The sequence below is a fragment of the Halomicrobium sp. IBSBa genome (genome assembly GCF_017612575.1).
Classification (GTDB): Archaea; Halobacteriota; Halobacteria; order Halobacteriales; family Haloarculaceae; genus Halomicrobium.
In genome coordinates, this window is the sequence record NZ_JADPQC010000001.1 from 211,997 (window position 1) to 235,389 (window position 23,393).

Annotated in this window: 28 protein-coding genes and 1 tRNA gene; 20 read left to right on the plus strand and 9 right to left on the minus strand. The window is 67.7% G+C overall.

Annotated features, from left to right (window positions below):
• Positions 1 to 10 precede the first annotated feature (10 nt).
• From mvk to IL252_RS01200, 14 genes are all read left to right on the plus strand, one after another.
• Complete coding sequence (gene mvk / locus IL252_RS01135; RefSeq protein ID WP_208626024.1) at positions 11 to 994, plus strand: mevalonate kinase; 984 nt, start codon at positions 11 to 13, stop codon at positions 992 to 994.
• Positions 991 to 1,743: an isopentenyl phosphate kinase gene (locus tag IL252_RS01140; protein ID WP_208626026.1), complete on the plus strand. Its 753-nt coding sequence runs from the start codon at positions 991 to 993 to the stop codon at positions 1,741 to 1,743. Before mvk ends, IL252_RS01140 begins: the two co-directional genes overlap by 4 nt.
• A gap of 65 nt (positions 1,744 to 1,808) precedes the next feature.
• Positions 1,809 to 3,092, plus strand: a complete 1,284-nt coding sequence (locus IL252_RS01145; RefSeq protein ID WP_208626028.1) for a hypothetical protein — start codon at positions 1,809 to 1,811, stop codon at positions 3,090 to 3,092.
• A 265-nt stretch (positions 3,093 to 3,357) separates the two neighbouring features.
• Positions 3,358 to 4,704 (plus strand): ribonuclease J, encoded by a 1,347-nt coding sequence (locus IL252_RS01150; RefSeq protein WP_208626030.1) that lies wholly within the window; start codon positions 3,358 to 3,360, stop codon positions 4,702 to 4,704.
• A gap of 1 nt (position 4,705) precedes the next feature.
• Positions 4,706 to 5,740 (plus strand): geranylfarnesyl diphosphate synthase, encoded by a 1,035-nt coding sequence (locus IL252_RS01155; RefSeq protein ID WP_208626032.1) that lies wholly within the window; start codon positions 4,706 to 4,708, stop codon positions 5,738 to 5,740.
• Between the two features lie 49 nt (positions 5,741 to 5,789).
• Positions 5,790 to 7,523, plus strand: coding sequence for a glutamate--tRNA ligase (locus IL252_RS01160; protein WP_208626034.1), 1,734 nt, complete (start codon positions 5,790 to 5,792; stop codon positions 7,521 to 7,523).
• Positions 7,524 to 7,565: 42 nt separating this feature from the next.
• Entirely contained in the window at positions 7,566 to 7,709 is a 144-nt protein-coding gene (locus IL252_RS01165) for a hypothetical protein (protein ID WP_170094571.1), read from the plus strand.
• Positions 7,710 to 7,779: 70 nt separating this feature from the next.
• On the plus strand, positions 7,780 to 8,706 hold the full coding sequence (locus tag IL252_RS01170; RefSeq protein ID WP_208626037.1) for an alpha/beta hydrolase: 927 nt from the start codon (positions 7,780 to 7,782) through the stop codon (positions 8,704 to 8,706).
• A gap of 53 nt (positions 8,707 to 8,759) precedes the next feature.
• A complete protein-coding gene (locus tag IL252_RS01175) occupies positions 8,760 to 9,089 on the plus strand; it encodes a ferredoxin family protein (protein WP_015763560.1) in 330 nt (109 codons plus the stop codon).
• A gap of 216 nt (positions 9,090 to 9,305) precedes the next feature.
• Positions 9,306 to 10,169, plus strand: coding sequence for an electron transfer flavoprotein subunit beta/FixA family protein (locus tag IL252_RS01180; RefSeq protein ID WP_208626040.1), 864 nt, complete (start codon positions 9,306 to 9,308; stop codon positions 10,167 to 10,169).
• 2 nt (positions 10,170 to 10,171) lie between these two features.
• Positions 10,172 to 11,854, plus strand: a complete 1,683-nt coding sequence (locus tag IL252_RS01185; RefSeq protein WP_208626043.1) for an electron transfer flavoprotein subunit alpha/FixB family protein — start codon at positions 10,172 to 10,174, stop codon at positions 11,852 to 11,854.
• Complete coding sequence (locus IL252_RS01190) at positions 11,847 to 13,508, plus strand: FAD-dependent monooxygenase (RefSeq protein WP_208626045.1); 1,662 nt, start codon at positions 11,847 to 11,849, stop codon at positions 13,506 to 13,508. The genes IL252_RS01185 and IL252_RS01190 overlap by 8 nt, the downstream gene beginning before the upstream one ends.
• A 7-nt stretch (positions 13,509 to 13,515) precedes the next feature.
• On the plus strand, positions 13,516 to 13,881 hold the full coding sequence (locus IL252_RS01195; RefSeq protein WP_244256691.1) for a hypothetical protein: 366 nt from the start codon (positions 13,516 to 13,518) through the stop codon (positions 13,879 to 13,881).
• Between the two features lie 91 nt (positions 13,882 to 13,972).
• Positions 13,973 to 14,716, plus strand: coding sequence for a GNAT family N-acetyltransferase (locus IL252_RS01200; protein ID WP_208626048.1), 744 nt, complete (start codon positions 13,973 to 13,975; stop codon positions 14,714 to 14,716).
• 66 nt (positions 14,717 to 14,782) lie between these two features.
• On the opposite strand, the gene IL252_RS01205 is transcribed toward IL252_RS01200, so the two are convergent.
• The 3 genes from IL252_RS01205 to tmcA are packed head-to-tail and all read right to left on the minus strand — an operon-like array spanning position 14,783 to position 17,700.
• On the minus strand, positions 14,783 to 14,944 hold the full coding sequence (locus IL252_RS01205; RefSeq protein ID WP_208626051.1) for a hypothetical protein: 162 nt from the start codon (positions 14,942 to 14,944) through the stop codon (positions 14,783 to 14,785).
• A 39-nt stretch (positions 14,945 to 14,983) separates the two neighbouring features.
• Complete coding sequence (locus IL252_RS01210) at positions 14,984 to 15,469, minus strand: DUF456 domain-containing protein (RefSeq protein ID WP_208626052.1); 486 nt, start codon at positions 15,467 to 15,469, stop codon at positions 14,984 to 14,986.
• Complete coding sequence (gene tmcA, locus IL252_RS01215; protein WP_208626055.1) at positions 15,466 to 17,700, minus strand: tRNA(Met) cytidine acetyltransferase TmcA; 2,235 nt, start codon at positions 17,698 to 17,700, stop codon at positions 15,466 to 15,468. The genes IL252_RS01210 and tmcA overlap by 4 nt, the downstream gene beginning before the upstream one ends.
• 241 nt (positions 17,701 to 17,941) lie before the next feature.
• Here tmcA and rpl7ae point away from each other — a divergent pair, with 241 nt between their 5' ends.
• From rpl7ae to IL252_RS01240, 5 genes are all read left to right on the plus strand, one after another.
• Positions 17,942 to 18,304, plus strand: coding sequence for a 50S ribosomal protein L7Ae (rpl7ae, locus tag IL252_RS01220; protein WP_015763569.1), 363 nt, complete (start codon positions 17,942 to 17,944; stop codon positions 18,302 to 18,304).
• 11 nt (positions 18,305 to 18,315) lie between these two features.
• The gene (locus IL252_RS01225) at positions 18,316 to 18,543 is read left to right on the plus strand and encodes a 30S ribosomal protein S28e (RefSeq protein ID WP_015763570.1); all 228 of its coding nucleotides are present in this window, start codon (positions 18,316 to 18,318) and stop codon (positions 18,541 to 18,543) included.
• Positions 18,544 to 18,545: 2 nt separating this feature from the next.
• Positions 18,546 to 18,911, plus strand: a complete 366-nt coding sequence (locus IL252_RS01230; RefSeq protein ID WP_208626058.1) for a 50S ribosomal protein L24e — start codon at positions 18,546 to 18,548, stop codon at positions 18,909 to 18,911.
• Positions 18,908 to 19,375 (plus strand): nucleoside-diphosphate kinase, encoded by a 468-nt coding sequence (gene ndk / locus IL252_RS01235; protein ID WP_170094582.1) that lies wholly within the window; start codon positions 18,908 to 18,910, stop codon positions 19,373 to 19,375. Before IL252_RS01230 ends, ndk begins: the two co-directional genes overlap by 4 nt.
• A 79-nt stretch (positions 19,376 to 19,454) precedes the next feature.
• The gene (locus IL252_RS01240) at positions 19,455 to 19,715 is read left to right on the plus strand and encodes a glutaredoxin (protein WP_208626061.1); all 261 of its coding nucleotides are present in this window, start codon (positions 19,455 to 19,457) and stop codon (positions 19,713 to 19,715) included.
• Here IL252_RS01240 and IL252_RS01245 read toward each other — a convergent pair.
• Genes IL252_RS01245 through IL252_RS01260 form a run of 4 tightly spaced genes read right to left on the minus strand, consistent with a single transcriptional unit; the run spans position 19,685 to position 22,193 of the window.
• Positions 19,685 to 20,338, minus strand: coding sequence for a hypothetical protein (locus IL252_RS01245; protein WP_208626064.1), 654 nt, complete (start codon positions 20,336 to 20,338; stop codon positions 19,685 to 19,687). The two genes, IL252_RS01240 and IL252_RS01245, sit on opposite strands and share 31 nt — an antisense overlap.
• A 51-nt stretch (positions 20,339 to 20,389) precedes the next feature.
• Positions 20,390 to 20,800 (minus strand): peptide-methionine (R)-S-oxide reductase MsrB, encoded by a 411-nt coding sequence (msrB, locus tag IL252_RS01250; RefSeq protein ID WP_208626065.1) that lies wholly within the window; start codon positions 20,798 to 20,800, stop codon positions 20,390 to 20,392.
• Between the two features lie 56 nt (positions 20,801 to 20,856).
• Positions 20,857 to 21,912, minus strand: coding sequence for an ATP-binding protein (locus IL252_RS01255; RefSeq protein ID WP_208626068.1), 1,056 nt, complete (start codon positions 21,910 to 21,912; stop codon positions 20,857 to 20,859).
• Between the two features lie 44 nt (positions 21,913 to 21,956).
• On the minus strand, positions 21,957 to 22,193 hold the full coding sequence (locus tag IL252_RS01260) for a hypothetical protein (RefSeq protein WP_015763577.1): 237 nt from the start codon (positions 22,191 to 22,193) through the stop codon (positions 21,957 to 21,959).
• Between the two features lie 144 nt (positions 22,194 to 22,337).
• Here IL252_RS01260 and IL252_RS01265 point away from each other — a divergent pair, with 144 nt between their 5' ends.
• On the plus strand, positions 22,338 to 22,598 hold the full coding sequence (locus IL252_RS01265) for a PRC-barrel domain-containing protein (RefSeq protein WP_208626071.1): 261 nt from the start codon (positions 22,338 to 22,340) through the stop codon (positions 22,596 to 22,598).
• A 227-nt stretch (positions 22,599 to 22,825) separates the two neighbouring features.
• Here IL252_RS01265 and IL252_RS01270 read toward each other — a convergent pair.
• Together IL252_RS01270 and IL252_RS01275 are read right to left on the minus strand one after the other, a co-directional pair.
• Positions 22,826 to 22,899, minus strand: a tRNA-Thr gene (locus IL252_RS01270).
• Positions 22,900 to 22,925: 26 nt separating this feature from the next.
• Positions 22,926 to 23,393 carry an N-acetyltransferase gene (locus tag IL252_RS01275; RefSeq protein ID WP_208626073.1) on the minus strand — a complete coding sequence of 156 codons (468 nt, stop codon included), beginning with the start codon at positions 23,391 to 23,393 and terminating at the stop codon, positions 22,926 to 22,928.

A 23,393-nucleotide genomic window follows, 5' to 3' on the forward strand; every position in this document is an offset into this window, starting at 1 on the left:
AGGGCCGAGTATGGTTACAGCGAGCGCTCCCGGGAAGGTGTACCTCTTCGGGGAGCACGCGGTGGTCTACGGCGAGCCGGCGGTCCCCTGCGCGATCGAGCGCCGCGCTCGCGTGACCGCCGAGGAACGGGCAGAGGGGCTCCGCGTTCACCTCGACGATCTCACGCTTGACGGCTTCACGATCGAGTACAGCGGCGACGCGACGGATCGACCGGACGTGAACGTCTCCGAGCCACTCGTCGAGGCGGGGGTCGGCTACATCAACGAGGCCGTCAAGCAGGCACGCGACGCCGCCGACGCGCCGGACGCGGGCTTCGAGATCAGCGTCGAGAGCTCCATCCCGCTGGGAGCCGGGATCGGCTCGTCGGCGGCCGTCGTCGTCGGCGTCATCAAGGCGGCGACGGCGGAGCTGGGCGTCGAACTCGACGCCCGGGAGGTGGCCGAGCGAGCCTACCGCGTCGAGCACACCGTCCAGGACGGGGAAGCGTCGCGAGCCGATACGTTCTGCTCGGCGATGGGCGGTGCCGTTCGCGTCGAGGGCGACGACTGTCGGCGCATCGAGGGCGTCGACACGCTCCCGTTCGTCATCGGCTACGACGGCGGGGCCGGGGATACCGGCGCGCTCGTCGCGGGCGTCCGGCAGCTCCGCTCGGAGTACGACTTCGCGGCGGACACGGTCGAGGCGGTCGGCGACATCGTCCGAGAGGGCGAGCGGGCACTGCAGGCCGGCGACCTGAGCGAGCTGGGTGAGCTGATGGACTTCAACCACGGCCTGCTGTCGGCGCTGGGGGTCTCCTCGCGATCCCTGGACAGCATGGTCTGGGCGGCGCGAGACGCGGGCGCGCTGGGCGCGAAGCTCACCGGCGCTGGCGGCAACGGCTGTGTCGTCGCGCTGGACGAGACCGACGCGACGGAGACCGCGCTCTCGTACACGCCGGGCTGTGAGAACGCGTTCCGTGCGGCACTGGACACCGAGGGGGTTCGGATCGAATGAGTCCCGAGACGGTCGTCCTGAAGCTGGGCGGGAGCGTCGTCACCGAGAAGGACCGTCCAGAAACCGTCGACACGGCGGCACTGGAGCGAGCCGTCGCCGCCGTCGCGGAGAGCGACGCCGCGCTCGTGGTCGTCCACGGCGGGGGGAGCTTCGGCCACCACCACGCGGACGAACACGGGGTCTCGACGACCACCGGGACCCGCGACCCAGAGGGGGCGCTCGCGATCCACGACGCGATGGTGGAGTTGAACCGCGCCGTCGTCGAAGCCCTACAAGCGGCCGGGGTCGCCGCGCTCCCGGTCCAGCCGCTGTCGGCGGCCGCCCGCGACGAGGACGGAGCGCTCTCGCTGGCGACCGAGCCCGTCGAACGGCTCCTCGACGAGGGGTTCGTCCCCGTCTTGCACGGCGACGTGATCGCCCACGAGGGCGAAGGCGTGACGGTCCTCTCTGGCGACGAACTCGTCGTGGCGCTCGCGCCAGCCGTCGACGCCGACCGAGTCGGACTGTGCTCGACCGTCCCGGGAGTGCTCGACGGCACGGGATCGGTCGTCGACCAGGTCGACGCCTTCGCGGACGTAGCCGACGCGGTCGGCGACAGCGACGCGACCGACGTGACCGGTGGCATGGCCGGGAAGGTACGGGCGTTGCTGGCGCTTGGCGTGCCCGCCCAGATCTTCGGGCCGGACGCCCTCGACGCCTTCCTCGCCGGGGAAGCGCCCGGAACGACGATCGCCGGTGGCCGGGAGTAGCCGGGTTCGAACACACTTCTCACCTGGGCGAAACCTATTTGTTCGCGTTGGCTATTGTCCAACGTATGGCAGTAGTCGGAATCAGTGGCGTTTTCAGGTACGGCACCCGCTTTCTCGCCCATCTACTCGTCGTGACACTGGTCGGTATCGTCCTCGTGTTGACCGGAAACCTCCTCGGAGGGTTCCTCACCGGCACGATCGCGAGTCCCGGTTTCAGAGCTCCGGCCACGACGGCCGGCTGGGGCGGCGTCGCGATCGCCCTCGTCGGCGTCCTCGCGACGATCGGGGGCGTCAGCGGACTGTTGTTCAAGCTCGTCGCCGACGGGACGGCCGTCGGGACGCGCTCGGTCCTCGAATCGAAGGGCCAACTCGACAGTGCCACCGCAGACGCCGACGAGAGAGCAGACGACGGTGTGGAAGCGGGCGACGAGACCGACACCGTCCAGAACGACGCTCCCGACACGGAGCCGGTCGCAGAGAGCGAGCCAGAGAGTCAGACACCGCCGGAGACCGACCAGCCAGACCCGCAGCCGGCGTCTGAACGGTCGAGCCCCGAGCAAGTGGCTGGACAGCCCGACGCCGAGGCATCGTCCGAACAGCGTCCTGCTGCACAGGTGGACGACGATCCTCGACAGCCGGACCAGCCAGTTGCCGAGTCACGAACCCCCGAGGCGGTCGAGCCACAGCCGACGGACGAGCGCACGCCGGGAGCAGAGCCCACTGCCCAACAGCCCGACCAGCCCGGACCGCTGGACGAGCCGGCGGGCGACCGGTCCGCGGACGAGCCCCCGAGTCGCCAGCCACTCGACGAACCGGGAGACAGCCAGCCCGGTGTCGAGCCGACGGAGAGCCGATCCGAGACCGAGTCGACGGACGGCCAGCCTGCGAACGACCCCACGAGTGGCGGACCGATCGACGACGCTGCCGAGAGTCAATCCGAGCCGGACGACGAACCGAGCGACGAGCCGTCGAATGGCGGACAGCCCGAATGGACGCCGCCGGACCCCGAAGAGTTCGAACAGCACCAGTCGACCCAGGACGATCAGTCCGACGGGGAGACCGAGGTCGACGAGTCGTCGCCGCGAGACGATCCCTTCGTCGATAAACAGCCCGCGCCCGACGAGACGCGCCTCGTCGACGACGAGCAGTTCGACGACTCGGTCGAGAGTGCAACGAGTTGGGAGGACCTCCAGGAGACCGCCGCCGACACCACGACGGGCGACGACGAGGAGACCACGACCGACGGCGACGCCTACGAAGACGACCTCGACGACGAGGACGAGAGCAGCTACTCCTTCGAGACCAAGGGTGACGGCGATCCGCTTTCGGACGCGCTCGACGGCGAGTAGCCACGTCACACCCCCCGCCGCGGAACCCCGCCGTTTTTAACAGCGGCCGTCGTAGGCCCAAGTAACCGAGCGTACGGCCGCCCGGCGAGCGGGAGGCGGCCGGCGGACGACGGTCGGGAACTACTGGTTCCCACCCATCGCGTGATCCGGGGCTACGGGGCGACCCGGTCGGCCTGCGGACCACAGGACCTGTCGAGCGAGCGATCGACGAACTGTCGTAGCCGGTACCCCCCGCGTTCGTGCGGCCTTACTCGGAGAGGCAACTATGGAAGTAGAAATCGCAACGATTGGCGGTTACGAAGAGGTTGGCCGACAGATGACGGCCGTTCGCGCGGGCGACGACATCGTCATCTTCGACATGGGCCTGAACCTCTCGAAGGTACTGATTCACGACAACGTCGAGACCGAGCGGATGCACTCGCTCGACCTCATCGACATGGGTGCGATCCCGGACGACCGCGTCATGTCCGAACTCGAAGGCGACGTGAAGGCCATCGTGCCGACACACGGCCACCTCGACCACATCGGCGCGATCTCGAAGCTCGCACACCGCTACGACGCGCCCATCGTCGCGACGCCGTACACGATCGAGCTGGTCAAACAGCAGATCAAGAGCGAGGAGAAGTTCGGCGTCCAGAACGACCTGGTGAAGATGGATGCCGGCGGCACGATGTCCATCGGCGACAAGAACGAACTGGAGTTCGTCAACGTCACCCACTCGGTCATCGACGCCATCAACCCCGTGCTCCACACGCCTGAAGGGTCTGTCGTCTACGGTCTCGACAAGCGGATGGACCACACGCCGGTGCTGGGCGACCCCATCGACATGAAGCGGTTCCGAGAGATCGGTCGCGAGGGCGAGGGCGTCCTCTGTTACATCGAGGACTGTACGAACGCCGGCCGGAAGGGCCGAACGCCCTCCGAGTCCGTCGCGCGCCGCCACCTCAAAGACGTCATGACCAGCATCGAGGACTACGACGGCGGGATCGTCGCGACGACGTTCTCCTCGCACATCGCCCGTGTGAAGTCCCTGGTCGAGTTCGCGGACGAGATCGGCCGACAGCCGGTCCTGCTGGGCCGCTCGATGGAAAAGTACTCCGGGACCGCGGAGCGACTCGACTTCGTCGACTTCCCCGACGATCTGGGGATGTACGGCCACCGCAAGTCTGTCGACCGCACGTTCAAACGGATCATGAACGACGGCAAGGAGAACTTCCTGCCGATCGTCACCGGCCACCAGGGCGAGCCCCGCGCGATGCTCACCCGCATGGGCCGTGGCGAGACGCCCTACGAGCTGGAAGACGGCGACAAGGTCCTCTTCTCGGCGCGGGTCATCCCCGAGCCGTCCAACGAGGGTCAGCGCTACCAGTCCGAACAGCTCCTGAAGATGCAGGGCGCGCGCCTCTACGACGACATCCACGTCTCGGGGCACCTCCGCGAGGAAGGCCACTACGAGATGCTGCAGGCGCTCCAGCCCCAGAACGTCATCCCGGCTCACCAGAGCATGTCCGGGTTCGCACCGTACGTCAGCCTCTGTGAGAGCCAGGGCTACAAGCTCGGTCGCGATCTGCACGCGACCAGTAACGGCAACCGGATCACGCTGGTCGAGTAGGATGGCTCGTCAAGAGGACGTCGAGGCGGCGATCGTCGCCCGCCGCGAGCAGGTCAACGACGCGATCGAGCGAGAGCTCCCGGTCGACGAGCCCGAGGAGCTCTACGAGGCGTCGCGGTACCTGATGGACGCCGGTGGGAAGCGACTCCGTCCGACGATGCTGCTGCTGGCGGCCGAGTCACTCGCCGACGTCGAGCCACAGTCGACGAACTACCGGTCGTTCCCGACCGTCGACGGCGGCGAGATCGACGTGTTGCGCGCCGCCGTCGGCATCGAGACGATCCAGTCCTTTACCCTGATCCACGACGACATCATGGACGACGACGACCTGCGTCGCGGGGTCCCGGCGGTCCACCGCGAGTACGACCTCTCGACGGCGATCCTCGCGGGCGACACGCTGTTCTCGAAGGCCTTCGAGTACATGCTGGATACGGGCGCGGAGCCGGATCGATCCGTCGCCGCGACGAAGCGACTCGCCCAGACGTGTACGGAGATCTGTGAGGGCCAGTCGTTCGACATCGACTTCGAGAGCCGTGCGGCGGTCACGACCGACGAGTACCTCGACATGGTCGAGCTGAAGACGGCCGTGCTGTACGCGGCCTCGGCGTCGATCCCGGCACAGCTGATGGGTGCCGAGGAAGCCGTCGAACCGCTCTATGGCTACGGGCTCGACGTGGGACGGGCCTTCCAGATCCAGGACGACTTGCTGGACCTGACGACGCCCTCGGAGAAACTGGGCAAGCAACGCGGCTCCGACCTCGTCGAGGAAAAGCAGACGATCATCACGCTGCACGCCCGCCAGCAGGGCGTCGACGTGGAGGGACTCGTCGAGACCGACTCCGTCGAGGCGGTCACCGAGAGCGAGATCGACGACGCCGTCGCCGAGCTCGAAGCCGCCGGGAGCATCGAGTTCGCCCGCGAGACGGCCCACGACCTGATCGCCAGCGGGAAAGAGCGCCTCGAAGTGCTGCCGGACAACGAGCCGCGCCAGCTACTGGCGGGGATCGCCGACTACCTCGTCGAGCGCGAGTACTGACGGGAACCGTTCCGACGTAATTTTCACCCCGCCCCGCCGACGTGCGTGCATGGACGACGATCTACGCGCCCGCGTCGAAGACGCCGCCGAGAAAGCGGCGCTGACGAACGCGGTCAAGCACGACAGCGAGGCACAGGTCGGAGCGATCATGGGGCCCCTGATGGGCGAGCACCCCGACTTTCGCGAGTACGGCGACGAGATTCCCGGCGTCATCTCGCCGGTCATCGAGCGCGTCAACGGGATGGACGCCGACGAGCGCCGCGAGCGACTGGCCGAGATCGCACCCGACGTGCTCGACGACCTGGAGAGTGAGGACGAAGAAGACGACCAGCCCCTGCCGGACCTCCCGAACGTCTCCGAGTACGACGAGGTTCGGATGCGACTGGCCCCGAACCCCAACGGGCCGTGGCACCTCGGGAGCGCCCGGATGCCGGCCGTCATCGGGACGTACAAGGAGATGTACGACGGGTGGATGCTGTGTCGCTTCGACGACACCGACCCCGAGACCAAGCGGCCGGACCTCGACGCCTACGACGAGATCCGTGACGCGATCGACTACCTCGGGTTCGAACCCGACGAAGTGATCACGGCCAGCGACCGTGTCGAGACCTACTACGAGTACGCCAGCGAACTGATCGAGAAGGGCGGGGCCTACACCTGCTCGTGCCCGCAGGCGGAGTTTTCCGACATGAAAAACAGCGGCGAGGCCTGTCCACACCGCGAGAAAGACGTCGAGCAGGTCCACGCCGAGTTCGAGGCGATGATCGACGGCGACTACGAGAGCGGCGAGATGGTGCTGCGGGTGAAGACAGACATCGAGCACAAGAATCCCGCACTGCGCGACTGGGTCGCGTTCCGCATGATCGACACGCCCCATCCACGCGAGGAGGCCAGCGACTACCGCTGCTGGCCGATGCTCGACTTCCAGAGCGGGCTCGACGACCACCTCACGGAGATCACCCACATCATCCGCGGGATCGACCTGCAGGACTCGGCAAAGCGCCAGCAGTTCCTCTATGACTACTTCGACTGGGAGTACCCGGAAGTGCTCCACTGGGGCCACGTCCAGATCGACGCCTACGACGTGCCGATGTCGACCTCGACGATCATCGAGAAGATCGAGGCCGGCGAACTCACCGGCTGGGACGACCCGCGCGCGCCGACGATCGCGAGCCTCCGCCGTCGGGGCATCCGCGGCGAAGCCATCGTCGAGGCGATGACGGGGCTTGGCACCTCCACCTCGAACGTCGACCTGGCGATGTCGGCGATCTACGCGAACAACCGCGAACTGATCGACGACGACGCCGACCGAGCATTCTTCGTCCGCGACGCCAAGGAGACCGGTGGGATCGTCGAGTATCAGGTCGTCGGCGGGCCCGACGCCGGGGAGCCGTACGTCCACCCGGACCACGAGGATCGCGGCCGCCGAGCGATTCCGGTGGGCGACGCCGTCGTCGTCGAGGGCGACGACCTGCCGCCCCACGGCGAGCGTGTCTGGCTCAAGGGCTACGGCTGCGTTCGCCACACCCGCGACGCGCTGGAGTACACCGGCGACGACCTCGACGTGGTGACCGACGGCGACGTCGACGTGATCCACTGGGCACCCGCGGACGGCCCGAGCGTCCAGCTGCGGACGATGGACGGGGACGTGAGCGGGATCGCGGAGCCCGGTGTGACCGACTACGAGGCCGACGACGTGGTCCAGTTCGAGCGCGTCGGCTTCGCCCGGATCGACGCGGTCGGCGAGAGCGAGGACGTGCTGGCGTACTACGCCCACCCCTGAAGCGCCACCACGCTTTTGTCTCGCCCGCTGTGGGGACTAGATATGGACCCGATCCCAGGCGGCGAGTGCCAGCGGAGCGACGAGTCCGAATCCGACGACGGGACCTGCGACCGCTGTGGTCGCGAGCTGGAGTGGACGCTCGATCCCGACGGCGTCCAGCGACGCGAGTGTCCACACTGCGACTAGGCGGGCCAGCGTCGCGGAGGCAGGGCGGACTCCGACGAGCACTTGTATCGACGGACCGATCCTTCCGGGAGTGACGACTGACACCAGCGGGACGGTTCATTTCGAGATCGCGTTCCACGAGACACCGGCGCGGACGCTCCGGCTCGACGTGTACGAGCCCCGCGAGAGCGGGCCGCGACCGACCGTCGTCCTGTTCCACGGCGGGGCCTTCCGTTCGGGCGAGAAGACCCAGCTGGCCGAACAGGCGCGTGCTCTGGCCGACGCTGGATACGTCGTCGTGACCCCGGAGTACCGGCTCGCCGACGAGGCGACGTTCCCGGCCGCGCTGATCGACGCCAAGGCGGCGGTCGAGTGGTGTCGCGTCGAGGGTGCGGAGTACGGGATCGATCCCGAGCGGCTCGCGGCGGCGGGCTACTCAGCGGGAGCGAACCTCGCGACGCTCGTCTCCGTGACGGCCGACGAGCCGGGCTTCGAGCCCGAGGCCTACCCCGGCGCGTCTTCGGCGGTCGCGGCCGCCGTCGGCTGGGCCGGCATCTACGACTTCCGGTGTTTCGACGCGGACCCGGACGCCCACGTCGACTACCTGGGCGGGACGCGTGAGGCGATGCCCGGGGCCTACGACTTCGCGTCGCCGATGGGCCAGACGGACGTGGGGACGCCCCCGACGCTGGTCGTCCACGGCGACGCCGACGAGGTCCTCCCGATCGAGCAGGCCCGGCGGTACGCCGACGCCGTCGACGCGCTGTCGATCGGGGCCTTCGTGGTGATCGATGGCGGCGACCACGGCTTCCCGGACGACGCCTTCGACCGGACGATCGAGGAGACCGACCAGTTCCTCACGGCACAGTTGGGCGGTCAGCGCGACGAGCGGCGGCCGCCGGACGACGGACCGTTGGACGGTGGGCCACTGGACGACGGACCGCTGGGCGACGGCGTGGCTGGCGAGGGTCTCGACACCGGCAAACCGACGGACGACGAACGGATCGGCCGGCGGTAGCACACACCGGTATCAAAGGCTTAAGTGCGTGCCAGCGGAGTATGTAGGTACCAATGGCTATCGATCCCGAGTTCGAGGAGAACCGCGACATCGCCGAGGACCACGAGGGCCACTCGGTGTGGGGGCCGGTCGAGGAGCCCGAGACGCTTGGCATCCACGGAACGCACGTCGCCGTCGACTTCGACATCTGTATCGCCGACGGTGCCTGTCTGGAGGACTGTCCGGTCGACGTGTTCGAGTGGGTCGACACGCCGGACCACCCCGAGAGCGAGATCAAGGCAGATCCGGCCCACGAGGACCAGTGTATCGACTGCATGCTCTGTGTCGACGTCTGTCCCGTCGACGCCATCGACGTGGATCCGGGTCGGGCCGGTCGCATCTGACCGTCTCTTTCTGATACTGGCGGCTGTCACTTCGTGAAGAGCTTCGCCACCCCGGGGTGGCGAAATCGGTCACAGATGTACAGCCGGTAGTATGACTGCGTTTTCACCGCCCGACAGCACCGCGGCGGTTCGCCGACCTCGTGTCAGGAGAATATCCAGCACAAACTACTATTACAGTCCCGTGGGTGAGAACAACACACGAGGTAACAGAGAGCAATGCACACGGTCGTACTGACGAAAGGCGTCCCCGACTTCCGGGAGGGACAGGTGTCCTTCGACGAGGACGGCCACCTCGAACGGGGGAAGACGCCGACGGTGATGAATCCGAACGACAAGCACGCGCTGCGGGCCGCACTCCAGACGAAGGTCCGCAACGGCGGCACGGTGTCGCTGCTGAGCATGGGACCGCCCGGCTACAGAGAGGTCCTGCAGGAGGGGATGGCGGATGTGTACGCCGACGACCTCTACCTGCTCTCCGATCGAGAGATGGGGGCGGCAGACACCTGGGCGACGGCGATGACCGTCGCCACCGGGATCGAGAAACTCGACGCGGAGCCCGACCTGATCTTCGCGGGCTTCAAGACCGCCGACGGGGAGACCGGCCACACCGGACCCCAGACCGCCTGGTGCCTGGAGATGCCGACGATTACCCACGTCGTGGCCCTCGATATCGACGAGGACGAAGGGAGCCTTCGCGCGAAGCGACTCGTCGAGGGCGACGTAAGCGAGATCGAGACCGTCGAGACCGATCTCCCGGCGTTCGTCGTCGCCGACCCGGAGTTCGAGCCCACCTACCGGAAGGCGACCCATCGACTCCGGTGGAAGGACCTCCGGGCAGCGACTCAGGAGCGAGCCGCGAACCTCGATCTGGACGAGGACGTGACCGTCTGGGATCACGAGGATCTGAACCTCGATCCGGACTACATCGGGCTGGACGGCTCGCCGACGATCGTCGCGGGCGTCGACCCGATCCCGAAAGCGCCCGCCGAGCGCGAGGCGACGGTGGTCGACGGCGTCGAGGACGACGTGGGGATGGAACAGGTCTACGACGAACTCGCGGCGTACGCGGCAGGTGACTGACCGTGCCGGAGATCGACCCCACCGACCACGAGATCGCAGCACTCGGTCCGAAGATCAAAGACGTCGACGACCCCGACCAGATCGAGGCGATGCTCGATCTGGAGGCGTCGGGCGAGGACCGGACGGCCGTCGTGACCCTGCTGGAGGATCGCCTGGAGAAACTCACCGCGGCGGACGAGGCGGTCGATCCGACTGCCGTCGACCTCTCGGAGATGACCGTCGCAGACGTGGCGAACCTCGTTCGTGACGTGGACGACGCGGACGTGTTACGGGCGTTACTCGAACGAGAGCGAGCGGGCGAAGACCGGAAGACGGCAAAGAGCCGGATCGAGAGCCGAATCGAGTCGATCGAGGGCAGCGAAGAGGAGGACGGCGACGGTCCGGCGTACGTCCCGCCAGAGGAGAAGTACCCGGAGCTGGACCACCCGACCAGCGAGAAGCGGTGGGTCGAGGGCACCGTCGACGGGACCTACCGCGACATGTGGGTCTACTGTGAAACCCAGCAGGGCGAACTGATCGACGTGTCTCGCGAGATGCTGGGCAAGGCCCGGCGGATGATGGACCAGTACAACGGCGAAGCGACCGACGAGGCGGACGACGAAGCTCCGACCCAGGACTACGGCGGCGACGAGGACGGCGCTCCGGAGGAGGTGGTGGCAGTCCTGATCGGCGACGGCGTGGGCGAACTGGCGGACGAGGCGATCGCGTACGGCGCAGACAGAGTCGTCTACCACGAGGACGAGCGCCTCGGTCGCTTCCGGCACCAGCCCTACACCGAGATCTTCTGTCACATGTGCCGAGACAGTGCGTTCGCGTTCCGCGACTACCACGAGCCCCGGTACACGCTGTTCCCGGCGACGCACAACGGCCGAGATCTCTCGGCGCTCGTCCAGGGCGAACTCGACTCCGGGCTGGCCTCGGACTGCTCGGGGCTGTACATCGAGGACGCTATGATCTCCAACCCCGCCAAGACGGGACAGGCCGGCGACAGCAAGGAGTTCGAGCGCATCCTGCACATGAAGCGACCGGACTTCTCGGGGTTCGAGTACTCCACGATCCTCTGTATCGACAAGCCCCACCGAGACTTCCACCCGCAGGGGGGATCGGTCATTCCAGGGAGCTTCGCGGTGCCCGACCCCGATCCCGAGCGCGAGGGCGAGGTCGTCGAACACGACATGCAACTGGACGAGTCGTGGTTCTCGGTCGCGGTCACGGAGTACGACCAGCTCGACGACGGCGTCGATCTGACCGGTCACGAGGTGGTCGTGGCGATGGGTCGAGGGATCGGCGACGATCCGACCCGCGGGATCGAACTCGGTCTGGAGCTGGTCGACGCCTTCGAAGACGCCGCGTTCGGACTCTCCCGTGGCGTGATCACGTCGTCGTACAGCTTCGACGGTCACGTCGAGCAGTACGTCGGCGAAGACCGACAGATCGGCGAGTCCGGCCAGGTCGTCGAGCCCGACGTGTACGTGGCCGCGGGCATCTCCGGGGCGATCCAGCACAAGGTCGGGATGGACGAGTCGGACACGATCGTCGCGGTCAACACGGACCCCGAGGCCGACATCAGGGAGTTCTCGGATTACTTCGTGGAGGGAGATCTGTTCGAGGTGCTGCCCCGACTCACCGAGGCGCTGGAGTCGGGCGAACTGGCGACGGCGATGCAGGAGGTCAGCGATGACTGAGCACGAACACTACGAGGCCGTCGTGGTCGGCTGTGGCCCCGGCGGCGCGGCGGCGGCGGCGACGCTCGCGAACAACGGCATCGAGACGCTCGTCCTCGAACGCGGGACCGACGCGGGCGCGAAGAACGTCTCGGGCGGGCTCGTCTACGCCGAACAGTCCGCGCCCTACACCATCGACGAGCTGTTCCCCGACTTCCGCGAGGAGGCGACCGAACGGCCGGCGACGGAGAACTACATCCACAACGTCGCTGGCGACCGCGTCAAGAGCTTCGACATCTCGAAGCTCCACCACCACGACACCGCGTGGGCCGACGCCGTGCTCCGGCGGAAGATGGACTCGTGGCTCGGCGAGCGCGTCCACGAGATGACCCGCGAGACCGGCGGCGGACTGCTGACTGACGTGCGGGTCACGGGACTGTTGCGAGATCGTGGCGAGATCGTCGGCGTCGAGACGGCCGAACTCGATCCGATCGAGGCGGATCTGGTCGTCGCCGCCGACGGCGTCAACTCGGAGCTGGCCCGCGACGCCGGGCTGATGGACTGGGAGGAGCCCGAAGAGTGGTTCCAGGGGGTCAAGGCCGTCGTCGACATGCCGCCGGAGGTCATCGACGAGCGGTTCGATATCGACGAGGACGAGGGCGTCGCCCACCTGTTCTCCGGCGACCTGTTCGACGGCGTCCGCGGTGGCGGCTTCCTCTACACCAACGAGGACTCCCTGTCGATCGGGACCGTCTTCCACCTCGACTCCATCGCCGACGAGCGGGCCGAGCCCCACGAACTGCTCGACAACCTCCTCACGCACCCACTGCTGGCCCAGTGGCTCGGCGACGAGTACGAGGAACGCGAGTACGCCGCCAAGCTCGTCCCCGACTCCAAGAAGGCGGCCCACCCCTCTCCCCACAAGGACAGGCTCGTCCTCGTCGGCGACGCCGCCGGCCAGATGCAGGCCCAGGGACCGATCATCAAGGGAATGAACCACGCCGTCACCGCTGGCGCGCTCGCGGCCGAGGCGTTCGCGACCGCGAAGTCTCGGGGCGACCCTCACGACGCGGGCGAACTGTACGAGGGAAAGCTGCACCGCGAGGGCGTGATGGACAAACTCCGTCCGACGAGCTACAGGACGGTCGGTCGACTCGGCGAGCTCGGTCCCGTGGCGTCGCTGATCGACACCGTCGCGGACTCGCCGGTCGGGCGCTTCGCGGTCTCCGCTCTTGGCGAGGACGTGCTGGAACGGCTCTTTGCCTCGCCCAGACTGATGGCGATGATGCCAGACACGCGGACTCCCTACGTGACGATTCCGACGATCATCGCCGAGGAGCTCGGCGAGCCGGTCACCGACGAGAACCGCGTCCAGCCGCCGGCACTCGACGATCGGATCGGGGATCTGACCTACGACGTTGGCGATCCGCACATCGAACTGATCGACAACGACTTCGACGCGTCGGGGACGGCCGTGACGGCCTGCCCGGTGAGCGCGGCGGACTTCGGCGGGGGCTGTTACCGCGACGAGTACGTCCAGACCGACGGCCACGAGGCCCACGTCGTCAGCCTCGACACCCAGCCCTGCGTCGAGTGTGGCACCTGCGCCGTCGTCGCCGACACCCACTGGGAACACCCCGACGGTGGGAAGGGCGTCGAGTACCGGGAGGGATAGACCGACGATGTCGGACGCGACGGCGTACGCGGACCGAATCGAGCGACTGGCCGACGAGGCCACAGTGGCGCGGGAGACAGTCGATCCCGACCCGCCGGACGACGAGCGAGCGATGGCGCTGCTCCGCGAGGGGCTGGGGCCGACCGTGGCCCTGTACTGTGAGGCCCGCACCGGCGAGTCGATCGCGCGGCTCACGACGGCGGAGTTCGACCGCCTCCAGGGTGCGGTCGACGACTGGCTGGCGGCCTACGCGGCCTGCTACGGCGTGACGGTCGATCCCGACTACAGCGTCCGTGCGGCCGCCGAGTTACTCGTCGAGACACACAACATCCGCGACGTTGCCCAGTTGCTCACCGACGTACCAGAACGGTAAAACGCGGTTCTCAGTCGCTCTCTGACGCCGTACGGAGTCTTCACTCCAAAAGTGATAAACCATTAAGTATAGTGGAGTGGTACCAACCCACATGGAACTGACAGAGCCGCTGCAGTTCGACCACGAGGACCGAAAGGCCATCTACGAGTACGTCGAGCGCCACGGCTCGGTCGAGCCCGAGGAGCTGCGGCGCTCGCTGGGGATGGAGCCGCGACCGTTCGGCCACCACGTCGCGATCCTCAAGCGCAACGGAACGCTCGAAGTGATCGACGGAGCGCTGCGAGTCGCCTACGAAGACAGCGCCGAAGAGGAGTTCACGGCCGACGACGTGTCGTTCACGATCCGACAGGCCCGCCAGGAGGACCTGACCGGGCTCGTCGGTGCGATCCGTCAGGCCATCGGTGGCAAGACCTACGTCGACGCCGAGACTGTAGCCGATGTCGTCGACAGCGAGGGCGTCCTCCTGCGGCACAACGAACTCGAATCGCGGATCTTCTTCGTCGCCTGCGTGGAAGACGAGGTCGTCGGCTGGGTCCACCTCAAACATCCAGAGCTCGACAAGCTCAGTCACACCGCGGAGTTGACCCTCGGCGTCCTCGAACAGTACCGCGGCCTCGGAATCGGGAGCCATCTGCTAGAGCGCGGGCTGGAGTGGGCCGCCAAACACGGCTACGAGAAGATCTACAACTCCATTCCCTCGACGAACGAAGAAGCGATCGCGTTCCTCGACGCCCACGGCTGGGAGACTGAGGCCGTCCGCGCGGACCACTACAAGCTCGACGGCGACTACATCGACGAGGTGATGATGGCGAAGGGGCTCTATAGTAACAATTGAAACGATTTACACACCGATCGCACTGCTGTCGTGCGATCGGGTGTGCATTGAATTTCAATGGCTACTCTAGGGCCAGCGGTCCGCTTCGCCCTCGATCGGTACCGGGACGACGCCGTCTCGCTGTGCCCACACCCTGGCGTGGGCCGGACAGACGACGAGGTTCGCTCGCCAGGGGACGTGTAGCTCCACCGCCGCTCGCCGTCGGCAGTCGTCTTCGCCACACTGCATGCGAGAGGGTTGGCGTCGACGGGTGATAGGCGTTCTCGCTCACAGCGCGACGACGACCATCGTCACCAGCATCGCACCCGTCAGCACGGCCTGCATCACCGACGAGCTGAGGATGCCCAGCGTCGTCACGAGCGCCGCCTTCGCACCGGCGCGTGCGTCCTGCTGGCGGTAGTACTCGACGACGAAGACCGTCAGGGTCATCCCGAGGATCATGCCCAGTGGGCCGCCCGAGACGAAAAAGAGGACGACGCCGACGAGACTGGCGATCACGGCCGTCGTGGTCGAGGCCCCGCCGACCTTCGCCGCGACCGCCCCGCCCAGCCAGTCGATCGCCAGCGTCGCCAGCCCGACCGCGAGCAGGACCGCGAGCAACAGCGTGCCGGGCTCGCTGAAGCCGGTGTGCCACCAGTAGACGAGGACGCCTGCGATGGAGAACGGCGCGCCGGGCATCTGCGGGACGACGCTACCGACGACGCCCACGACGAGCAAGACGAAGGCGAGAGCGAGGACCAGGAGATCGATCATGTGTGGCGGTCGAGTTCCTCCGTGAGTGCATCGTCGCCGTACAGCCGTACCAATCTTTCGACGGTCCGGCCCAGCGCGCGCATACACTCGGCCGTCGAGACGAATCCCAGTTCGTCGGCGACGCGGTCCCAGTCGTGGCCCTGTAGCGCCTTCCGGACGAGGAGTCGTTCCTGGTCGTCGGTGAGCGCGTCGGGTTCGGCGGGCGCGACGAGGTGGGCGAGCGCGAGTCGACGAACCGGCTCGGGCGCGGTGTCGAAGACCCCCGCACCGCCGGGGATGCCCGCGACGAGCCTGCGTTCTGGTTCCGAGAGGTCGATCTCGGGCGTCCCGTCGACAGCGCGGAGCACGGTGCGGGCCACGTCGGGATCGAGGTCGTCGAGCGGGTCCGAGAGGACGCCGGCGATCCGGTCGCGGAACCACGAGGCGTGGCGGTCGGCCAGTGCCTCCCCCGCCGTCGAGCAGGGCCGGAGCATGATCGCCGAGTACTCCCCGCTCCGGTCGTTGCGCGTCGTCGAGCAGTGGACGCTCCGGTAGCCGCTGTCCGCCCAGAAATCGACGAGTTCGGGCGTCGCACCGTACCCGACGCCGAGCCAGTCGACCGCGTCCGCGAACTCGTCTGCGATCTCGTCGAGCAGTCGCGAGCCGAGTCCGCGGGAGCGCACCGCCGGGTGTGTCGCGATCCGGAGGACGCGCTGACCGACCGGGACACCGGCGGCTTCGTCGCGCAACTGCGTCGTCAACACGTCGGGGATCATGTTGCCACGGACCCGTCCGCCCTCGTACATCTCCGCCCGAAGCGTCGCCGGCAAATCGCCCTCGCGGGCCAGCAGGGCGACCGAGACGACGTGTCCGTCGTGGGTGAGCACCCGGACGCCGACGTTGGGCGCGTCGAGCAGTCGCGCGAGGTCGTCGGGCTCCGTTCGGTAGTGAGCGAGGACGAGCAGCCCGAAGACCTCCCGCAGCAGGTGCTCGTCGTCGAGCAAGCGCCGGGAGCCACACTGCTCGTAGTCGACGCTGTCGAGGGTCGCGTCGGCGACCACCTGCTCGACGGCCGGCCGCGCGCCGAGCAACAGCGCACGGAAGACCCACGACTCGACGGGATCGCCGGGCGCGTAGCGGATCGGCTCGGTCAGTCGGCGCTCGCACACCGCGAAGTCGCTGTCGGCCAGCCGCGACCGGAACCGGACCGAGAAGCCCCGGCCGGCCCCCTCGTAGCCGTGGACCGTCGTGGTGAACGCGACCGAGGGCGCGTCGAGGAACCGTTCGAGGACCCGAACCGGGAGCGCAGCGGCCTCGTCGACGATCACGAGGTCGGCCTCGTCGGTCGCCGTCGCGGCCGCCGTCGGGTCGGCGTAGCGAACCCGTCCATCGGCCGTCCGGAGTTCGTGGGGCGTCTCGGGGTCGTCGCGTCCCCGGAGTGCGTCCATCGCCGAGAGTCGCTCGCCGGCCCGGTCGAACACCTCGCGCGCGCTCCGGTACTGGGGCGCGGTCACGAGCACGTCGAGCCCGTCCCGTGCCAGCGCCCCCGCGGCCAGGCCGGCGGCGCTGGACTTCCCCCGGCCGCGGTCGGCTTCGACGACGAGCGCGTTGCCCGGGTCGGCCAGTGGCTCGAACCCGCGCACGGCCGCGACCTGATCGTCGGTCAGGCAGGCGTCGTAGACCGCCCGCGGGAAGTCGTGGTCGTCGGGCGGGGCGGGCCGGCCTCTGGGCACGCGCGGAGCGGGGTCGGTGAGCCCCGACCGCTCGATCGTCCCGCTGTCGGCGTCGACGATGGCGATACCGGGGTGTGCCCGGAGCGTCTCGACCAGTCGCGTCCGGAACTGCCCCGCCACGTCTTCGACGGTCGCGGGCGGAACGGCGAGGCGCTCGTCGAACGCGTCGCGTCTGTCGGGCCAGTCCGCCAGCGAGGGCGCGAGCACGAGCAAGAGTCCCCCACCGTCGACGGCACCGACGGCCGCTCCGAGCGCGTTGGGCCGACAGGCCTCGTGACAGTCCAGCACGACGGCGCTGCGGGTCCGGCCCAGTAGCTCGCCAGCGTGGACCGTATCGAGATGTTCGCCGGGGAGACCGTCGGCCGGACCGACGACCGTGAGCGCCTCGCTGCTCACGCCTGCCGCGTCGAGCGCGTCGCCCGCCGCGTCGCGGGTGGCCGACGGCGTGCCGGTGAGAACGAGGACGCGCCGCTCGTCGGCGCGCTGTGCTTCCGCACGGAGCCGTGCCGCCAGTTCCATACCGACACTGTTCCGGCCGCGAGTATGGGCCTGACGGTCCTCTCGGACGGGCCAGACGACCGAAGCGATCCCCGGCCAGCGACCGTGTGGCGGCCTGCCACGGGATTTCGGCTTCGAAACCCCTTTTAGGGCTCGTGTCGCAGTCACGGGTACAGCCTGCACCGGGTTGATGATGCTCCCAGCCTTCTCAGGACTATCCCGGCGGGGGAGCGCGAGCCCGCGTGCAGGAGGTGATCCATCAATGCCAGTATACGTAGATTTCGACGTCCCTGCAGACCTCGCAGACGACGCCCTCGAGGCGCTCGAGGTCGCGCGGGACACAGGAAGTGTCAAGAAAGGAACGAACGAGACGACCAAGGCAATCGAGCGCGGCAACGCCGCACTCGTCCTCGTCGCCGAGGACGTTCAGCCCGAGGAGATCGTCATGCACATCCCGGAACTCGCCGACGAGAAAGACGTGCCGTTCGTCTTCGTCGCCGAGCAGAGTGACCTCGGCCACGCCGCCGGCCTCCAGGTCGGCAGTGCCGCCGCGGCAGTCGTCGACGCCGGTGAGGCGGAAGACGACGTCGAGGACATTGCCAGCAAGGTCGAGGAACTTCGGTGAGGTGACCGAGGATGAGTGCTGAGGAATCCGAAGACAGTGGCTCCACGCCGGCCGAGGTCATCGAGGTCGTGGGCCGTACGGGGATGCACGGCGAGGCCATGCAGGTCAAGTGCCGCATCCGCGAGGGCTCGAACCAGGGTCGGATCATCACCCGAAACGTCCTCGGTCCCGTCCGCGAGGGCGACGTGCTCCAGCTACGCGAGACCGCACGTGAGGCCGACCAGATCGGAGGTCAGTAACGATGCCTCGAACCCGAGAATGTGACTACTGCGGCGCGGACATCGAGCCCGGTACTGGGACGATGTTCGTCCGAAAGAGCGGAACGACGATCCACTACTGCTCGTCGAAGTGTGAGAACAACGCCGACCTCGGCCGCGAGGCGCGCAACCTCGAGTGGACCGAGGCCGGTCGCGAGACCACCGCTGCAGAGCAGGAAGCGGCCGCCGAAGCCGAGGCCGAGGCAGCCGCCGAAGCAGCGGACGAGCAGACGGCAGACGAAGCGGACGCCGACGAAGACGAGTCCGCCGAGGCAGACGAGGCAGCCGACGAGGACGACGCGGAGTCCGCCGAGACCGACGACGAAGAGACCGAGGAGGCCGAGGCATGAGCGAGGACCTCGAACGGACGTTCGTCATGGTCAAGCCCGACGGCGTGCAGCGTGGCCTGATCGGTGACATCGTGAGCCGCTTCGAGGACCGCGGGCTCAAGCTCGTCGGCGCGAAGTTCATGCAGATCGACCGAGACCTCGCCGAGGAACACTACGGCGAGCACGAGGGCAAGCCGTTCTTCGAGGGGCTCGTCGAGTTCATCACGTCCGGTCCGGTCTTCGCGATGGTCTGGGAAGGACAGGACGCCGTCCGACAGGTCCGCTCGATGATGGGCGAGACCGATCCGGCCGAGTCCGCACCCGGAACGATCCGCGGTGATCTCGGACTCGACCTCGGACGGAACGTCATCCACGGTTCCGACCACGAGGACGAGGGCTCGAACGAGCGAGAGATCGAGCTCTTCTTCGACGAGGACGAACTCGTCGAGTGGGAGCGCATCGACGAAACCTGGCTCTACGAGTAAGCCAGCCGCTCCGATTTTTTCGACCAAACGCCGACAGCCGCGCCGAAAGCGGCTTCTGACTCCGGTCCGAGGGACGGATATGAGCATCACACTCTACCAGCTCGATGGCTGTCCGTACTGCGAGTCGGTCGCCGAGCGGCTGGCCGACCTCGACGTCGAGTACGACTCGGTGTGGGTCGACGCGCTCCACTCACAGCGAAACGAAGTCAAGCGCGTCTCGGGCCAGCGCGGCGTTCCGGTCCTCGTCGACGAGGACCGCGGCGTCACCATGGCCGAGTCCGAACAGATCCTCGAGTTCGTCGAGCAGAGCTACGCCCGACCGGGTGTCGAGAAGACGTAGGCGAGTGCTGCCCCGATCGCCACGAACACCATCGGGAACAGGAACATCGCGACGAGCGTCCACAGGAGCGCGGGAGCCGAGACCGCCTGTGCGGTCTCGCCCGTGATCCGCCGGACGAAGACGAACGAGCCGAGCGCCCCGACGGCGACGTAGGGAATGGCGAATCCAGTGGCGACCATCGCGCTCTCTTCTGTGCCTCCGACCGTCACCGGCGGTGTTCGCTGGCGCTCGAAGAGGAACCCGGCAGCGAGGAGCACGACGATCGGGAGGGCGAAAAAGAGGACGGCCGGGAAGAACGGCTGGCCGTACAGGAGATTGTTCAGCCCCGATCCGGCCTGGACGCCCTGCGAGACCGTCGTCGCGATCGGGACGTGGTGAGCGCTGTACACCACGTAGACGTACTGGACGGCCTTCGTCCAGAGCGACCAGTCCGCTCTGGTGACTGCAGAGCCCGAGAGCGCGAGTGCGACGACGATCGCGGCGTACTGGACGACGAGTGTCCCGACCGACGCGAGGGCCGCACGGAGCCACGGGAACTCCGTGAGGGAGGGCTTCAACAGTGGCTGGTCGGCTGCTGTCGAGGCCGCCGAGTCGTCGGTCGCGTCGGTCGTGCTGTCTGTCACTGGTACCTACACGTACGAATCGCGAACACCGCAAAAAGCGTTCCGGTGGTCCTACTCGTCTGCCTCGAACTCCAGGGCCGCGCCGTTGATGCAGTAGCGCTTGCCGGTCGGTTCGGGACCGTCGTCGAAGACGTGGCCGAGGTGGCCCTCGCAGTTCGCACAGACGACCTCCGTGCGGTCCATCCCGTGGCTGGTGTCTCGACGGGTCTCGATCGCGCCCTCGTCGTACACGTCCCAGAAGCTCGGCCAGCCCGTCTCGGAGTCGAACTTCTCCCCGCTGTCGAACAGCGCCGTCCCACAGCCCGCACACTGGAACTGCCCGTCGTCTTTCACGTCGATCAGGTCGCTACTGAACCGCGGCTCGGTGCCCTCCTCTCGCAGGACTCGGTACTCCTCCTCCGTGAGGATCTCGCGCCACTCCTCGTCGTTGGCCGGCGTTTCGTCGGTGGTTTTCTCACTCATGGCTCTCCGTTGGGGACGGAGACACAAAAGCGTAGAGCGATCGAACGGAGATCGCGTCACTCGCCCGACGCCACCGCGCTGGCTCGCGGGCTGTCACCGGCGTGGGGAGTCGCGCGTTCCCGGACCGTCGCCCCGTGGACGCTCTCGGTCGTGTCGTCGACGACGACGACCTCGCCGGGACTGGTGGGGAGTTGCGCTGTCAGCGAACCGGTCAGGTACGTCGGCTGGGCCGCCGTGAGCGCCTCGATGTCGCGGCCCGACGTGAGCCGGTGGGCCACGAGCAGGTCGGACTGGGAGATACCGACGGCCGGGACGGCACTCGGGCGCTGTGTCGCACAGACGAGGCTGACGCCCGGTGTTCGCCCGCGCGTGAGGAGCTGTCGCAGGCCCGGGTCGGCGACGCCGTCGAAGAACGCGTGGGCCTCGTCGACGAGCAGCCAGGGGAGCCGTTCGATCCGACCGTCGATCCGACCACGATAGAGGAGGTCACAGATCGCCCTGACGACGGCGTTGGCCGGGGCCGAATCCAGCCTCGACACGTCGACGACCGTGACCGCACCGTCGGCGAGGGCCGTCGCCGTCAGCCCCGCTGGGTCGAACACGTCCCAGCGGTCGGCCACGTCGAGGTGGTTGCGAACGGTCCGGACCACGCCCGCCGACGCGTCGGCCGACCGGACCGATTCCCGCATCTCCGAGAGCGACTGTCCGTCGCTGGCGGCTTGCCAGAGCAGACTGCCCGCGGCACTGTCGGGGGCCAGCCCCAGCAGCCGACACCACGTCCGGGGTGACAGCGACGACGGCGCGACCCGCGGCTCGTCGACGACGGTGGCCGGAACCGGATCGCCGCTGGCGTCGGCCGTCAGCGTTCCGAACTCTCCCATCGTGTCGACGAGAACCGGACCGGTCCCGCCAGCGCGCGCGAGTCCCTCCGCGATCACGCCCAGCGTGTAGGACTTTCCGTATCCTCGCTTGCCCACGATCGTGACGGCGTGTGGCCGGTCGAGATCGAGGTGGACCGGGCCGACGCCGCTGCCGTCGCTCGCGCGATAGGTGCCGAGTCTGACCGTCGGGCCGCCGTCGAGACCGCGCTCGCGTCCGAGTACGAAGCTCACGTCGCCGTGTCGATCCGTCTTCCCTCAAAAAGGTCCGCGCCGTGTCACAGTCGGCTCAGTCGACCCGTCACGTCGTCCATCCACTCTGGCACGTCCAGGTTCGCCAGCGTGCCGTCTTCCCAGGTCGTCACCACGTCCACGTCACCGTCGCGCGTCACGTCGATGCGCCACTTCCGGCCGTCCTCCGCGGTAACGTCGAAGCGACCTCCGCCGTTCGAGAGTGGCTTGACGTGTTCGACCGTGACGGTATCCCCCGTGTACAGCTCCAGCGTGTCGCCCATATCCGACTGCGAGGGTCGCACGGACTTAAATCACGCACCCGCCGGCGATCGGTGACCGCTCCGAAGGCCGCTGTCACCACCGGTCGCCGTCGGGAGCGAACGAAATCAGCGATTTTTAATTGTGTTCAGACCGACGACACGAGCATGGTCCTCGCAAGCAGCCTCCCCGAAAAGCCAGTGATCCGCACCGACGGCAAAGCACTCGGTGTGGTTCACAACCTGACGATGGAGATAGACACCGGTGATCTGGCGACGTTGATCGTCGAAACCGACCCGTCTGACGACATCCCGGAGACACTGGAGCGGACCGACGACGGACACCTCCGCGTCCCCGCCGACCGAGTGGACGGCGTCGGCGACCAGGTCGTGGTCCGCCCGCCCGAGTCAACGAACGACCATCAGTAACACTGCCGGTCGTCGCTGTATCGTGTGGCCGCTGTCGCGGTATCTGAGTGAGCGCCTGCCAGTACCGACGCTCACCGGCAGGCGACGATGCTCCGGCTCGGGAGCATCGCGAAGTTCTGATAGCACCGGCGACCGCGTTGGTTGTCTGGATGCCGTCTCCGAGTCGATGACTCGCCGACGGTGTGGGGGTGCTGGGCTCGTCCGTACGACGCGTGAAAACCGGGAGGAGCCAGGGGTGGGATTTGAACCCACGAACTCTCGATTACAAGTCGAGTGCTTGGACCACCCAAGCTCCCCTGGCGCAGGCGGTAGTTATGCGGGGACCATTTAGAGGGTATCGCTTTCGGTCGACTTTTCGAAGGCGACGCGGTGGGGTTCGTAGCCGTGGCGACGGTAGAATCGGCGGGCCGCGTCGTTGTCGGCCATCGCCTCCAGCGTGACACAGTCGGCGTCGCGGTCGGCCAGCTCGGACTCTGCGGCCTCCAGCAGTGCCGTCCCGATCCCCTGATCCCGGTCGTCGGGCCGCACGTAGATGTTTCTGATCAGGCCGCGGGTCCGGTCCTGGCGGTACTCGCCGGTTTCGACGGTGAACATCACGAAGCCGACGACGGTGCGGTCGACGACCGCGACGGCGAGTTCGTCCGCGACGGTGTGTCTGAGCACCGCGTCGCGTGCCGTCGAACGGTTCTCCTCGGGGAGAATGTGTGAGCCGTGGCTGCGCTGGCTCCTGGCCAACTCGATCCACAGTTCGGTAACGTCGTCGACCTGGCCGGTCGACGCGAGGGTGATCTCCAT